12 protein-coding genes and 1 tRNA gene are annotated in these 14,762 nt (G+C 71.6%); 9 read left to right on the top strand and 4 right to left on the bottom strand.

Features of this window, described 5'->3' with window-relative positions:
- Positions 1-46: 46 nt before the first annotated feature.
- From OG580_RS08600 to OG580_RS08575, 6 genes are all read left to right on the top strand, one after another.
- On the top strand, positions 47-934 hold the full coding sequence (locus OG580_RS08600) for an AraC family transcriptional regulator (RefSeq protein WP_267043038.1): 888 nt from the start codon (positions 47-49) through the stop codon (positions 932-934).
- An 11-nt stretch (positions 935-945) separates the two neighbouring features.
- A complete protein-coding gene (locus tag OG580_RS08595) occupies positions 946-1,269 on the top strand; it encodes a chorismate mutase (RefSeq protein WP_267043037.1) in 324 nt (107 codons plus the stop codon).
- On the top strand, positions 1,269-2,255 hold the full coding sequence (locus OG580_RS08590) for an asparaginase (protein WP_267043036.1): 987 nt from the start codon (positions 1,269-1,271) through the stop codon (positions 2,253-2,255). Before OG580_RS08595 ends, OG580_RS08590 begins: the two co-directional genes overlap by 1 nt.
- A 58-nt stretch (positions 2,256-2,313) precedes the next feature.
- Positions 2,314-4,800, top strand: coding sequence for an aminopeptidase N (gene pepN, locus OG580_RS08585; protein WP_267043035.1), 2,487 nt, complete (start codon positions 2,314-2,316; stop codon positions 4,798-4,800).
- A 133-nt stretch (positions 4,801-4,933) separates the two neighbouring features.
- Positions 4,934-6,310: an aminotransferase class V-fold PLP-dependent enzyme gene (locus OG580_RS08580; RefSeq protein ID WP_267043034.1), complete on the top strand. Its 1,377-nt coding sequence runs from the start codon at positions 4,934-4,936 to the stop codon at positions 6,308-6,310.
- Complete coding sequence (locus OG580_RS08575) at positions 6,307-7,722, top strand: lysine N(6)-hydroxylase/L-ornithine N(5)-oxygenase family protein (RefSeq protein WP_267043033.1); 1,416 nt, start codon at positions 6,307-6,309, stop codon at positions 7,720-7,722. Before OG580_RS08580 ends, OG580_RS08575 begins: the two co-directional genes overlap by 4 nt.
- Positions 7,723-7,726: 4 nt before the next feature.
- Here OG580_RS08575 and OG580_RS08570 read toward each other — a convergent pair whose 3' ends face one another.
- Positions 7,727-9,523 (bottom strand): bifunctional UDP-sugar hydrolase/5'-nucleotidase, encoded by a 1,797-nt coding sequence (locus OG580_RS08570; RefSeq protein WP_267043032.1) that lies wholly within the window; start codon positions 9,521-9,523, stop codon positions 7,727-7,729.
- Positions 9,524-9,694: 171 nt separating this feature from the next.
- Here OG580_RS08570 and OG580_RS08565 point away from each other — a divergent pair, with 171 nt between their 5' ends.
- A complete protein-coding gene (locus OG580_RS08565) occupies positions 9,695-10,378 on the top strand; it encodes an SIMPL domain-containing protein (RefSeq protein ID WP_267043031.1) in 684 nt (227 codons plus the stop codon).
- Positions 10,379-10,524: 146 nt separating this feature from the next.
- Complete coding sequence (gene pyk, locus OG580_RS08560; RefSeq protein ID WP_267043030.1) at positions 10,525-11,952, top strand: pyruvate kinase; 1,428 nt, start codon at positions 10,525-10,527, stop codon at positions 11,950-11,952.
- 54 nt (positions 11,953-12,006) lie between these two features.
- On the opposite strand, the gene OG580_RS08555 is transcribed toward pyk, so the two are convergent.
- Positions 12,007-12,079 (bottom strand) — tRNA-Leu (locus OG580_RS08555).
- 116 nt (positions 12,080-12,195) lie between these two features.
- On the opposite strand from OG580_RS08555, the gene OG580_RS08550 reads away from it, so the two are divergent.
- Positions 12,196-12,852, top strand: a complete 657-nt coding sequence (locus OG580_RS08550) for an ANTAR domain-containing response regulator (RefSeq protein WP_267043029.1) — start codon at positions 12,196-12,198, stop codon at positions 12,850-12,852.
- A 139-nt stretch (positions 12,853-12,991) separates the two neighbouring features.
- Here OG580_RS08550 and OG580_RS08545 read toward each other — a convergent pair whose 3' ends face one another.
- The gene (locus OG580_RS08545; RefSeq protein ID WP_024757294.1) at positions 12,992-13,708 is read right to left on the bottom strand and encodes an ABC transporter ATP-binding protein; all 717 of its coding nucleotides are present in this window, start codon (positions 13,706-13,708) and stop codon (positions 12,992-12,994) included.
- On the bottom strand, positions 13,705-14,760 hold the full coding sequence (locus OG580_RS08540; RefSeq protein WP_267043028.1) for an ABC transporter ATP-binding protein: 1,056 nt from the start codon (positions 14,758-14,760) through the stop codon (positions 13,705-13,707). Before OG580_RS08540 ends, OG580_RS08545 begins: the two co-directional genes overlap by 4 nt.
- Positions 14,761-14,762: the final 2 nt, after the last annotated feature.

Below are 14,762 nucleotides of genomic sequence, written 5' to 3'. Positions count from 1 at the left end.
CGCTGTTTGGACCTAAGGACGGGTCCGGAGGAGGGCACGCGAGCCGATGTACCACACCTGGATGCGCTACTTCACGCCCAGCCCCGTCCACCACCGCCTCGGCCTCGTCTGCCTCGGCGTCGGACTCCAGCACGGCACCCTGCCCACCGTCGGTCCCCGCACCCTCGACCACCACGTCGCCGTCGTCGTCTCCGCCGGCGGCGGCTGGTACCGGGGCGCCGACGGGCGCCGCACCACCGTCACCGCCCCCGCGCTCATCTGGCTCACCCCCGGCACCCCCCACCACTACGCCGCCGACCCCGGCACCGGCTGGGACGAGGCCTTCGTCGACTTCTCGGGACCCGCCACCGCCACCTACACCGAGCTCGGCTACATAGAGCCCGACCGGCCCGTCGTGCCCCTCTCCGACGCCGCCCCCGCCCGCGCCGCCATCGGCCGGATCGCCCGCGCCGCCCGCCCCGGCAACCCCCTCCTGGAGGTCGAGACCGGCGCCGCCGTCCACGAGCTGCTCGTCGCCCTGCGCCGCGCCCGCGCCGACACCAACGCGGACGGCGACCCCGTCCTCGCCGCCCTCGCCCGGGACGCCTTCCAGCCGCTCTCCGTCGCCGAACACGCCGCCCGGCACGGCATGACCTCCGCCGAGCTGCGCACCGCCGTCCGCCGGGCCGCCGGCTGCAGCCCCAAGGACTACCTGCTCACCGTCCGCCTCGGCCGCGCCAAGGAGCTCCTCGCCGCCACCGAGCTCCCCGTAGCGGCCGTCGCCCGCCGCGTCGGCTACGACGACCCCGCCTACTTCTCCCGGCTCTTCACCCGCCGGGTCGGCACCGCGCCCATCCGCTTCCGCGAACAGCAGGGCCGGTCCGTGCACGGCGGCTGGAGCAACCGCGTTCCGGATCCCGAACACCCGCCCACGATCGCCCCGAGATCCGTCTAAGCTCGCAGATCATGAGCGCCTCCACCCCGCCCCACCCGGTCGACGACTCCGTACGGGCCGAACTGACCCGGCTCCGCGAGAGCATCGACAACATCGACGCCGCGGTCGTGCACATGCTCGCCGAGCGCTTCAAGTGCACCCAGCAGGTCGGCGTCCTCAAGGCCGAGCACAAGCTGCCTCCCGCCGACCCCGCCCGCGAGTCCCGCCAGATCGCCCGGCTGCGGGAACTGGCGGAGAGCGCGAAACTGGACCCGGCCTTCGCGGAGAAGCTCCTGAACTTCATCATCGCCGAGGTCATCCGCCACCACGAGACGATTGCGGACGGAGCACGCTGATGGCCCGCGTCACGGTCTTCACCCTCGGAGGGACCATCTCCGCGCGAGGCGGTGACGCGGCCCGTATGACCGGCCAGGAGGTCCTGGCCGAGCTGGGCGCGCCCGAGGACGTCGTCCTCCGCGACTTCCGGCGCGTCCCCAGCTCCTCCCTCACCCACGAGGACCTGGCCGCCCTCGCCGCAGAGGTCCGCGCCACCGTCGCCGACGGCTCCGGCGTGGTCGTCGTCCAGGGCACCGACACCCTGGAGGAGACCGCGTTCCTCCTCGACCTGCTCTGCACCACCGAGCAGCCGATCGCCGTCACCGGCGCCATGCGCCGCCCCGACCTGCCCGGCGCCGACGGCCCCGCCAACCTCGCCGCCGCGCTCGCCGTCGCCGCCGACCCCGCCTGCCGGAACCTCGGCGTCCTGGTTGTTCTGGCCGACGAGATCCACGCGGCCCGCCTCGCCCGCAAGACCCACACGACCTCGCTCACCACCTTCGCCTCGCCCGGCGCGGGCCCGCTCGGCACCGTTGTCGAGGGCGAGCCCCGGATCCTGCTCCGCCCCGCCGGCCGCGCCGCGCTCTGCCCGCTGAGGTTCGACCCGTCGGTACGGGTGGCCCTCCTCACCCTCGCGCAGGGCGACCGCGGCGAACTCCTCGAAGCCGTCGACCACCGCTTCCAGGGCCTCGTCGTCGCCGCCTTCGGCGCCGGCCACGTCCCCGCCTGGTTCGTCGACCCGCTCGCCGAGCTCGCCCGCCGCATCCCGGTCGTCCTGGCCTCCCGTACGGGCGGCGGAGCGACCCTCTCGGGCACCTACCGCGGCCCCGGCTCCGAATACGACCTGCTGCACCACGGACTGATCCCGGCCGGCCCCCTCGACCCCGCCAAGGCCCGGATCCTGCTCCACACCCTGCTCTCCAGCGGCGCGGCCGGCCCCACCGGCTACGACCGCCCCCGCATCACGGCCGCCTTCGCCCACCTGAACGGCTCCGGCCTCGCCTGAGCGCTCTTCTCCCCCCTACCCCTGCCGCGGCCCGGAGACATCGGGCAGCATAGGGGCCATGTCCGTACTGACGCGCGACGAAGCGCAGACCCGTGCCCAGCTCCTCGACGTCCACCGCTACCTGGTGGACATCGACCTCACCACCGGCGCCGAGACCTTCGAGTCCACCAGCACCGTCCGATTCACCGCCCGCGCCGCGGGGGACACCTTCGTCGAGCTCAAGCCCGAGACCCTGCACTCCGCCACCCTCGACGGAGAGGCCCTCGACACCGCCTCCCTCACCGACAACCGGCTCCCGCTGAGCCTCACCGAGGGCGAGCACGAGCTGCGCGTCAGCACGACCATGCGGTACTCCCGCACGGGCGAGGGCATGCACCGCTTCACGGACCCCACCGACGACGAGTCGTACGTCTACACCCAGCTCTTCATGGAGGACGTCCAGCGCGTCTTCGCCGCCTTCGACCAGCCCGACCTGAAGGCCGTCTTCGAGCTGACCGTCACCGCCCCCGAGGGCTGGACCGTCCTCGCCAACAGCATCACCGAGCAGCAGGCCGACGGCCGGTGGAAGGCCGCCCCCACCCCGCTGCTCTCCACCTACTTCGTCTGCGTCGCCGCCGGCCCCTGGCACTCCGTCCGCACCGAGCACGCCGGCCTCCCCTTCGGCATCCACTGCCGCCGCTCGCTCGCCCCCCACCTGGACGCCGACGCCGACGAGATCCTCGCCGTCACCAAGGCCTGCTACGACCGGTACCACGAGAAGTTCGACGAGCCGTACCCCTTCGACTCGTACGACCAGGCCTTCGTTCCCGAGTTCAACGCGGGCGCGATGGAGAACCCCGGGCTCGTCACCTTCCGCGACGAGTTCGTCTTCCGCTCCGCCGTCACCGTCACCGAGCGGCAGACCCGCGCCATGGTCATCGCCCACGAGATGGCCCACATGTGGTTCGGCGACCTCGTCACCCTGCGCTGGTGGGACGACATCTGGCTGAACGAGTCCTTCGCCGAGTACATGGGCTTCCAGACCGTCAACGAGGCCTGCGCCGACCTCTTCCCCGACACCTGGGTCGACTTCGGCGTCACCCGGAAGGCCTGGGGGTACGAGGCCGACCAGCGGCCCTCCACCCACCCCGTCGCCCCGGACCCGGAGTCCGTCCCCGACACCGCCTCCGCGCTCCTCAACTTCGACGGCATCTCCTACGCGAAGGGCGCCTCCGCCCTCCGCCAGCTCGTCTCCTGGCTCGGCGAGCAGGACTTCCTCGCCGGCATCAACATCCACTTCAAGCGCCACAAGTTCGGCAACGCGACCCTCGCCGACTTCATCGACAACCTCGCCGCCGCCACCGACCGCGACGTCCACGGCTGGGCCGAGCAGTGGCTGCGCACGACGGGCGTCGACACGCTCACCCCGCGCCTCGACGGCGAGGGCGGCAGCTGGCGGCTCACCATCGACCGCGAGGGCAGCCGCCCGCACCGCATCGACGTCGGCGTGTACGACCGGGACAGCGCCGGCGACCTCGTCCTGCGCGAGCGGCGCCCGATCGACGTCCCGCAGGAGGCGCCCGCCGAGCTGACCGGCCCGCGCCCCGCGCTCGTCGTCCTCAACGACGGGGACCTCACCTACGCCAAGCTCCGCTTCGACGAGGTCTCCGAGGAGTCCGCCCTGCGCGGCCTCTCCCGCATCCCCGACGCGCTGACCCGCGCCGTCGTCTGGAACGCGATGCGGGACATGGTCCGCGACGGCGTCCTCGCTCCCGCCGACTACCTGGAGTTCGCTCTCGCGCACCTGCCGGAGGAGACCGAACTCTCCCTCGTCCAGGGCGTCCTGGCCTTCGCCCGCACCCAGATCGCCGACCGGTACGTCTCCGAGGCCGACCGCCCCGCCGCCCTCGCGACGATCGGCGAGATCGCCCGCGCGCTGCTGCGCCGCACCGAGGACGGCGAGGCGCCGGGCCTGCGGCTCACGGCCGTGCGCACGTACGTCGACAGCGCCACCACCCCCGAGAAGATCACCACCTGGCTGGAGGAGGGCACCGTCCACGGCGGCCCCGAACTCGACCCCGAGCTGCGCTGGCGGATCCTCGCCCGCCTCGCCGTGCTCGGCGCCACCGACGAGACGATGATCGCCGCCGAGCTGGAGCGCGACCCGAGCGCCACCGGCCAGGAGGGCGCCGCCCGCTGCCGCGCCGCGCTCCCGGACCCGGCCGCGAAGGCCGCGGCCTGGTCGGCGCTCTTCGACACGGACGACCTGTCCAACTACCTGTTCACCGCCACGGCCATGGGCTTCTGGCAGCCCGAACAGGCCGATCTCGTACGGGAGTACGTGCCCCGCTTCTACCCCGAGGCCGCCGCCCTCGGCGACCGGCGCGGCGCGGCGATGGCCGAGGCCGCGGGCCGCTACGCCTTCCCCTCGTACGCGATCGACGCCGACTCCCTGGCCCTCGGCGAGACCCACCTGGCCACCGGCACCATGATCCCGGCCCTCCGCCGCAAGCTCGTCGACCAGCTCGACGACCTCCGCCGCGCGCTGGCGGTCCGCACGGCCTGACCCCCGTCGTGGGCAATCGTTCCGCCCTGCGGGACGATTGCCCACACGGCGGAGGCCGGCCCGTGTCCCCCGTTCGGGTCACAACCCCCGACTCCCCGGACATACCCCGACAACCCCCGGCACGCTGTCGTCCATGCGTGCCGCACCCCCACCCCTCGCCGGAGGCACCTCCGGCGCCGATGCCCTCCGCCCCCTCCTGGACACCGTCCTCGACGCGCTCCGTTCCGGTGCGGAGGAGCGGGGCGGCCCCCTCCCGGCCGGCGGGCCGGAGGCCGTCGAGGCAAGGGCGGCGGCCCTCGGAGCCGTACTCCCGGAGACCGGCACCGGCCCCCACGAGGCCCTCAGGACGCTCGTCCACGTCCTTGCCGCCGGCGCCGCCGACCCCGCGCACCCGCTGTGCGCCGCCCACCTCCACACCCCGCCCCTCGCGCTCGCCGCAGCCGCCGACCTGGCGGCCTCCGCGCTCAACCCGTCGATGGACTCCTGGGACCAGGCCCCGGCGGCCTCCGCCCTCGAAGCCCTGGTCACCGCCGCGCTCGCCGCCGAGGCGTTCCCGGCGGCCGGGCACCCCGACGCCCTCGTCACCACCGGCGGCACCGAGTCCAACCAGCTCGCCCTGCTCCTCGCGAGGGAGCGCCACGGCGCCGTACGGACCGTCGTCGGCGCCAACGCCCACCACTCCTTCCACCGCGCCGCCTGGCTCCTCGGCCTCCCCGCCCCGGTCACCGTCCCCACCCCGCACGGCACCCTCGAACCGGCCGCCCTGGCCGGGGCCCTGGCGAAGGAGCAGGGCCCCGTCCTCGTCGTCGCGACTGCCGGGACCACCGACGAGGGCCTGATCGACCCGCTGCCGGAGCTCGCCGACATCTGCGCGGCCCACGGCGCCGAGCTCCACGTCGACGCCGCCTACGGAGGCCCGCTCCTCCTCAGCCCCACCCACCGCCGGCTCCTCGACGGCCTCGACCGGGCCCGTTCCGTCACCGTCGACCTGCACAAACTCGGCTGGCAGCCGGCCGCCGCCGGACTCCTCGCGGTCCGCGACGCGGCCGACCTCGCCGTCCTCGGCCACACCGCCGACTACCTCAACGCCGACGACGACACCGAGGCCGGCCTCCCCGACCTCCTCGGCCGCTCCCTGCGCACCACCCGGCGCCCCGACGTCCTCAAGACCGCCGTCACCCTCCGCGCCCTCGGCCGCTCCGGCCTCGGCGCCCTCGTCGACGCGTGCATGGCCCTCGCCCAGGACCTCGCCGACCTCGTCGAGAAGACCCCCGGCCTCGACCTGCGGGCCAGGCCCACCCTGACCACGGTCCTCTTCCGGCCGGCCGGGGCCACCGACGACACCGTCGCCGGGATCCGCCGCACCCTCCTCGCCGAAGGCCGCGCGGTCCTCGGCCGCGCCGAGGCGGACGGCCGCCTCTGGCTCAAGGCCACCCTGCTCAACCCCCACGCCACCCCCACCGACCTGGCACAGCTCATCACCCTCGTGGAAGGCAGCACGCACCGATGACCGGCAGCACCCCCAAGGACGACGACCTCGACCAGCCCCACGATCTGGTGGGCGTCGGCATCGGCCCCTTCAACCTCTCGCTCGCCGCCCTCGCGCACGGCGTCGCCGACGGCCTCGCCGCCACCTTCTACGAGCAGCGGCCCGCCTTCCACTGGCACCCCGGCCTCCTCATCGAGGGCGCCACCCTCCAGGTCCCCTTCCTCGCCGACCTGGTGACCCTCGCGGACCCCGCGAGCCCCTGGACCTTCCTCAACTACCTGAAGAGCCGCGAGCGCCTCTTCCCCTTCTACTTCGCGGAGAAGTTCCACATCCAGCGCGCCGAGTACGACGCGTACTGCCGCTGGGTCAGCGAGCGTCTCCCCGGCCTCCACTTCGGCCATCAGGTCGACTCGGTCCGCTGGAACCCCGAGCGCCGCCTCTTCGAGGTCGACTTCACCCAGATCGACCCGGACGGCGAGGCCGAGGCCCTCGGCCGCGCCTACACCCGGAACGTCGTCCTCGGTGTCGGCACCGAGCCGTACGTCCCCGAGCCCCTCCGGCCGCTCGCCGACGCCCCCGGCGTCCCCGTGATCCACTCCGCCGACTACCTCGCCCACCGCGAGACGCTCCTCGCCGCCGGCCACGTCACCGTCATCGGCTCAGGACAGTCCGGTGCCGAGGTCTTCCTCGACCTGCTCCGCGCCCGCCCCGCCGGCGCCGAGCGGATCCACTGGCTGGCCCGTACCGAGGCCTTCGCCCCCATGGAGTACTCCAAGCTCGGCCTGGAGCACTTCACCCCCGACTACACCCGCTACTTCCACTCCCTGCCCGAGCCGGTACGCGGCGAACTCGTGCCCCGCCAGTGGCAGCTGCACAAGGGCATCGACGCCGACACCATCACCGCCATCCACGACGAGCTCTACCGCCGCACCCTGCACGGCGGCTGGCCCGACGCCGTCCTCACCCCCGGCGTCCGCGTCCGTACCGCCGGCCGTGTCGCCACCACCCAGGTCGAACTGCACCTGGAACACCTCCAGCAGGGCACCCGCTCCCGGCTCACCACCGACGCCGTCGTCCTCGCGACCGGCTACCGCGAGCGCCCCGTGGACGGGATGCTCGCCGGGCTCGACCCGTACCTGCGCCACGACGCGGCCGGCCGCGCCCGGATCGACGAGCGGTACCGGCTGGTCCTCGACCCCTCGGTCACCGGCTCCGTCTACGTGCAGAACGCCGAGCGGCACACCCACGGCGTGGGCGCCCCCGACCTCGGCCTCGCCGCCTGGCGCAGCGCGACCATCCTCAACACGATCACCGGGAAGGAGCCGTACCCGCTGCCGCGCCGCACCGCGTTCACCAGCTTCGGCCTGGAGACGCGAGAGGCGCCGAGCATCCCGGCCCAGGACCGGAAGCTGACGCCTCTCGTGCAGCACTGACGGATCAGAAGACCGGCACGCCGTCCCGGGTCAGCTTCCAGTCCACCGAAGCGAACAGACCCGGGTCGACCGTCCCCTTCGCCTTCACCCACTGGATGATGGTGTTGCGGATCTCGTCCGAGTTGGCCCACAGCTGCGGGGCGTCGGCGATGTGCGGGAACGCGCCGCCGCCGCTCGCCCGGTAGTTGTTGACCGCGAGGACGAACGTCGCGGCCGGGTCGAGCGGCCTGCCCTCGAAGGACAGGTTCACGATCCGAGAGCCGGCCGGCTTCGCGATGTCGATCTCGTACGTCAGACCCGACACGGCGTCGTAGTTGTAGTCCGGCGTCCCGCCCGCGTTGGTCAGCAGCGCGGTGTCGACCGGCGCCCCCGCCGCGGTCTGGACGTAGTACTTCGCCGAGTACTCCAGGTACGCCTTCAGCTGGGCGCCCGTCATCAGCCGGGCCTCCAGGGTGTTCTCGAAGGGGTACAGGCCGGCGGCGTCCTTGATGGTGACCTGGCCGGCCGGGATCCGGGCCGTGCGCGAGAAGCAGGAGGCCTGCGAGAGCACCGGCAGGGCCGCGTGCGCGCCGCCCGCGAGGGCCGCCTTCACCGTCTCCGCCTGGACCACGTTGATCAGGTCGATGATCGGCTCGTCCTTCCACGGCGCGTCGGCCGTGGTCATGGCCGCCGTGGAGGTGCCGATGACCTGGTTGACGTACGCGACGACCTTCTCGTGCTCGTCCGCGAGCAGCCCGGTGATCTTCGGGTCCTCCGCCACCACGTTGGAGTTGAGGACCTGCGCGCCGACCTTCTCGACGACCCAGCGGCCCTTCTCCCACACCAGGTCGAAGTCGAAGAGGGTGAGGCGCTGGCCCCACTTGAGCGGCTCGGACAGGACGACGTCCTTGCCGGTCTCCTTGTTCTTCACCCGGTACTCGGGGATCTCGGTGTGCGCGTGGCCGACGAGGATCGCGTCGATGCCCGGGACCTGCTCGGCGACGAGCCCGGCCGCGTTCTCGATGTGGGGGAGCTGGTCACCGTACGAGGACGTGCCGCTGGAGCCGGAGTGCGCGGAGACGATCACGACGTCGGCGCCCATGGAGCGCAGCTTCGGCACCCACTTCGCGGCCTGCTCCTCCAGACCGGGGAAGACCATCCTGCCCGTGACGTTCGCCTTGTCCCAGATGGCGATGCCGGGGTTGGTCAGGCCGAGTATCGCGACCTTGACGTCCCTGCCGTGCGGGGTGCGCAGCCGATGCATGCTGTACGGGGGGAAGGCCGGGAGCAGGGTCTTCGCGTCGAGCGCGTTGGCGCCGAGCAGCGGGAAGTCGCACTGCTCCTCGAACTTCCGGAGCACCGGGATGCCGTAGTTGAACTCGTGGTTGCCGAGCGCGGCGGCGTCGTAGCCGATGGCGTTCATGGCCTGGGCCATCGGGTGGACCGGGCCGCCGGCCTGGGTGATCGGGTCGACCTTGGCGTAGTAGTAGGACAGCTGGGTGCCCTGGATGGTGTCGCCGGCGTCGATGAGGAGGGTGTTGCGGCGGCCCTTGGCCGCGCGGACCTGGTCGACGAGGGTGGAGATCTTGGCGAGGCCGATGTCGTTGTGCGCCTTGTCGTCGAACTCCTTGTCCGTGAAGTAGTCCCAGTTGAAGACGTTGCCGTGCAGGTCGGTCGTCCCCATCACGGTGAACGCGTACCGCTTCGCCGGCTTGGGATGGTGTCCGTGGGCCTCGGCGGGGGCGGCGATCCCCGCGGTGAGGGCGGCTCCGGCCCCGACGGCCACGGAGCTCTCCAGGAACGTCCGGCGGTTCAACGGCATGTGGTTCTCCTTGGTTCGGTGGCGTTGTCTCCGGCGCACGATCAGGCACTCGATACGCACACAACGCGCGTAGATTCTGGCTCAGGAGCCACGTCGGCAACAGACCTTTCGGGTTACGGAGTGGGAAAGTGTTCGGTGGACGATCGTTACCGAACATGGAGGAGTCAGGACGTGACGCAGGAACACGCGACCCCCGGGGCCCCGCAGGTGACGGTGCGTGGCGAGGGGCGGCTCGAGGTCGACCCCGAGTTCGCCCGGATCTGGGTGACCGTCACCGCGCGCGGTACGGACCGCTCGGCGACGCTCACGGAGCTGACCCGGCGGAACGCGCGGGTGCTCGACCTCGTCAAGGCGCAGGGGGAGGTGGTCGAGAAGCTGGAGACCGGCAGGTTCTCGATCTCCCCGGAGCTCGGCAGGCGCGGTCGCGGTGAGCGCGTCCACGCCTTCGTGGGCCGGGTGCGGACGACGGCCGAGCTGAGCGACTTCACGGTGCTGGGGGAGCTGGTGACCCGGCTCGCCGACCTGGAGATGACGGGTGTCGACGGCCCGTGGTGGGAGCTGCGGCCGGACTCCCCGGCGTATGCGGAGGCACGGCGGCTCGCGGTGGCGGAGGCGGTCCAGCGGGCGCGCGCCTACGCGGAGGCGCTTGGCACCTCGCTCGCCTCACTCCTCGAACTCTCGGACGCCGGGCTCGCGGGCCCGGGCTCGTCGATGCCCCCGGTCTTCGCCGCGGCGCCGGCGGCCTTCGCGACGGAGCGGGCCGGCGAGGCGCCCGCGCTGGATCTCGAACCGCAGCGGCAGACGGTCACGGCGGAGGTCGTGGCGCGCTTCACGATGGTGCCGCCCGCACTCTGAGACAGGGGGCGCGAGGGCGCGAAATTCGCTCATCGGAGCACCCCGGTGCACAGATTCAAGACTTGTCAACAACCTTTCACGGAAAGGTTGTTGAGTAGTCATGCCCCACCAATTTCCTACTCGTGGGTAAGCCCTAGGCTCGACCCATGCGCCGAGCGAAAATCGTTTGTACCCTTGGGCCCGCCACCGAAACATACGACCAGATCAAGGCGTTGGTCGAGGCCGGAATGGACGTGGCCCGCCTCAATCTCAGCCACGGTACGTATCTCGAGCACGAGGAGCGCTACGAGCGCGTACGCAAAGCCTCCGACGAGACCGGCCGCAGCATCGGGGTCCTCGCCGACCTTCAAGGCCCGAAGATTCGTCTCGGCCGCTTCCGTGAAGGTCCCGTACTCCTTGAACGCGGTGACGAGTTCACCATCACCGTCGAGGCGATGGAGGGCGACCGTCACTGCTGCGGGACGACCTACTCCGGCCTCGCCGAGGACGTGACCGCCGGCGAGCGCATCCTCGTCGACGACGGCCGCGTCACCCTGGAGGTCACCTCCGTCGACGGCCCCCGCGTCCGCACCCGGGTCGTCGAGGGCGGCATGGTCTCCGACCACAAGGGCCTCAACCTGCCGGGTGTCGCCGTCTCCGTACCCGCCCTGTCCGAGAAGGACATCGAGGACCTCCGCTGGGCCCTGCGCATCGGCGCCGACGTCATCGCCCTCTCCTTCGTCCGCAGTGCCCGGGACATCGAGGACGTCCACCGGATCATGGACGAGGAGGGCCGCCGGCTGCCCGTCATCGCCAAGATCGAGAAGCCGCAGGCCGTCGAGAACATCGAGGAGATCGTCGCCGCCTTCGACGGCATCATGGTGGCCCGCGGTGACCTGGGCGTCGAGATGCCCCTGGAGCAGGTGCCGATCGTCCAGAAGCGGGCGGTCAAGCTGGCCAAGCGGAACGCCAAGCCGGTCATCGTCGCCACCCAGATGCTCGACTCGATGATCGACAGCTCCCGGCCCACCCGTGCCGAGGCCTCCGACGTCGCCAACGCCGTCATCGACGGCACCGACGCCGTCATGCTCTCCGGCGAGACCAGCGTCGGCCGCTACCCGGTCGAGACGGTCCGCACCATGAGCCGGATCGTCGAGGCCGCGGAGGAGGACGTCCTCGCCAAGGGGCTGCCCCCGCTGACCGAGCGCAACAAGCCCCGCACCCAGGGCGGCGCCGTCGCCCGTGCCGCCGCCGAGATGGGCGACTTCCTCGGGGCCAAGTTCCTGGTCGCCTTCACGCAGTCCGGCGACACGGTCAAGCGTCTCTCCCGCTACCGCTCGCCGATCCCGCTGCTGGCCTTCACGCCGGACCCGGCGACGCGCTCGCAGCTCAACCTGACCTGGGGCGTCGAGACCTTCCTCGGCCCGCACGTCGACTCGACGGACGCGATGGTGGCCCAGGTGGACGAGGAGCTGCTGCGGATCGGTCGCTGTCGGCCGGGCGACATCGTGGTGATCACGGCCGGTTCCCCGCCGGGTGTCGCCGGCTCGACGAACCTGGTGCGGGTCCATCACATCGGTGAGCCGCTGACGTAGGCCGTCCGGCGGAGCGGACAGCGTCCGTCTCGAACCTTGGAATCAAAGGTAAAGTGCCCCGGGTGGGATTCGAACCCACGCTGTATGGTGTTTGAGACCACTGCCTCTTCCGCTGGGCTACCGGGGCATCCTTCGAAACGAAGGTCGGTGATCACCCGCCGTGCCCCTACCTTACAGGAGGTGGGTAGGCTCATGGGGAGCTGTATCCGCCTCCGGAACGAGGCCATCGAACGAGGAGCCCGCGTGACCGCCCCCGAGTCGCCCCAGCCCGCCGACGACGCAGAGCCGTCGCACGTCCCGCCGCTGACGACCCGCGTCGTCATCGCAGAGGACGAGGCGCTCATCCGCCTCGACCTCAAAGAGATGCTGGAGGAAGAGGGCTACACGGTCGTCGGCGAGGCCGGCGACGGCGCCACGGCCGTCGAGCTCGCCCGCGAGCACCGCCCCGACCTCGTCATCCTCGACGTGAAGATGCCCGTCCTCGACGGCATCTCGGCCGCCGAGAAGATCGCGGGCGAGTCCATCGCCCCGGTCCTGATGCTGACCGCCTTCTCGCAGCGCGACCTCGTCGAGCGGGCCCGGGACGCCGGTGCCATGGCGTACCTGGTCAAGCCGTTCAGCAAGAGCGACGTGGTGCCGGCCATCGAGATGGCCGTCTCCCGATTCGCCGAGCTCCGCGCCCTGGAGAAGGAGGTCGCCGACCTCTCCCTCCGCCTGGAGACCCGCAAGCTGGTGGACCGCGCCAAGTCGATCCTGCAGACCCAGTACGGGCTGACGGAGCCGGCCGCCTTCCGCTGGATCCAGAAGACCTCCATGGACCGGCGCATGTCGATGCAGCAGGTCGCCGAGGCGGTCATCGAGGACGCCGAGGAGAAGAAGGCGGCCAAGGGCGAGCAGTAGGCCCGCACGCACACCCGTACGTCCCTACGGCCCGCGTACAGACGGAAGCCCGTACAGACGGAAGCCGGTACAGACGGAAGAAGGCCCGCCCCACGACTTTGTGGGGCGGGCCTTCCGTACGGGGTACGGACCCGGTGGATCAGTCCTCGCCGAGGTACGCCTTGCGGACGGACTCGTCGTGGAGCAGGTTCTGGCCGGTGCCCGAGAGCACGACCTTGCCGATCTCCATCACGTGACCGTGGTCCGCCAGGGCGAGCGCGGCCTGGGCGTTCTGCTCGACGAGCAGGATCGTGGTGCCCTGGGCCTTCAGCTCGGCGATGGTCGCCATGATCTTCTGCATCATGATCGGCGAGAGGCCCATCGAGGGCTCGTCGAGCATGAGCAGCTTCGGCTGGGACATCAGCGCCCGGCCCATGGCGAGCATCTGCTGCTCACCGCCGGAGAGCGTGCCGGCCGCCTGCTTGCGACGCTCGCCCAGGATCGGGAAGAGGTCGTAGGCGCGCTGGACGTCCTTGGCGATGCCCGCGGTGTCCTTCCGGAGGAAGGCGCCGAGGAGGAGGTTCTCCTCGATCGTCATCCGGGGGAAGATGTGCCGGCCCTCGGGGGAGTGGGCCAGACCCAGCGAGACGATCTTGTGCGCGGGGATCTTGCGGAGGGACTTGCCCTCGAACTTGATCTGGCCGCCGACCGGCTTGAGGAGCCCGGAGAGGGTCCGCAGGGTGGTGGTCTTCCCGGCGCCGTTGGTACCGATGAGGGTGACGACCTCACCGGCGTCGACGGAGAAGGAGATGCCCTTGACGGCCTCGATCTTTCCGTAGGCGACGCGCAGGTCCTCGACTTCGAGCAGTGCGGTCATGCGTCGTTCTCCTTGCCCGAACCGGGGTCTTGCGGGGTGTCCTCCGAGGAGGTCTCCTCGGCAGCCGGGGTCTCGTCGGCCGGTGCTTCGTCGGCGGGGGCCTCGGGGGCGTCCTCCTCGGCGGGTGCGTCCTCCTCCGAAGGCGCGTCCTCCTCGGCGGGTGCGTCCTCGGAGAGCGCGGCCTTCGCGGGGGCCTCCTTCGCAGGAGCCTCCTCCGCGGGAGCCGCCTCCGCCGGTGCGTCCGCGACGGGCTCGCCCAGGTACGCGGCGATGACCCGCTCGTCGCTCTGGACGGTCTGGCTGTCGCCCTCGATCAGCTTCTGGCCCTGGACGAGCACGGCGACCCGGTCGCAGAGGTTGAAGATGAACCGCATGTCGTGCTCGATGACGAGCACGGCGATGCCCATGTCCCGGATGGCGAAGATGAGTTCCTCCGCCGCCCGCGTCTCCTGCGGGTTCATGCCGGCGGTGGGCTCGTCGAGCAGGATCAGACCGGGGTCGCTCGCGAGGGCGCGGGCGATCTCCAGCTTGCGCTGCTCTCCGTACGGGAGGTTCTTGGCGAGGTGCTGAGCCTTGTCCTGGAGTCCGATGAACTCCAGGAGCTCCATGGCCCGCTGCGATGCCTCCGCTTCGGCCTTCTTGAAAGCGGGGAGGCGCAGCAGCGCGGACCAGAGGCCCTGCTTCATCCGGGTGTGGCGTCCGACGAGGACGTTCTCCAGGACGGTCATGTTGTGGAAGAGGCGGATGTTCTGGAAGGTGCGGGCGATGCCGGCGTCGGTGACCTTGTACGACGTGGGCGGCAGGACCGTGCCCTTGTACCGGACCTCACCCTCGGTGGGGACGTAGAGACCGGTGAGGCAGTTGAAGAAGGTGGTCTTGCCGGCGCCGTTGGGGCCGATGAGGCCGACGATCTCGCCGCTGTTGACGGTCAGGTTCACATCGCGCACGGCGGTGAGGCCGCCGAAGCGCATGGTGACCCCGCGTGCGTCGAGAACGGTCTCGCGGGCGGCCGGCTCGGTGGTGGCCTCGGCCGTGTTGGTGGTGGTCGTCATGG

This window comes from Streptomyces sp. NBC_00094, from assembly GCF_026343125.1.
In the GTDB taxonomy this organism is placed as follows: Bacteria; Actinomycetota; Actinomycetes; order Streptomycetales; family Streptomycetaceae; genus Streptomyces.
The sequence above is the reverse complement of the archived record's forward strand: the minus strand, read 5'-3'. Positions and strand labels throughout refer to the sequence as shown.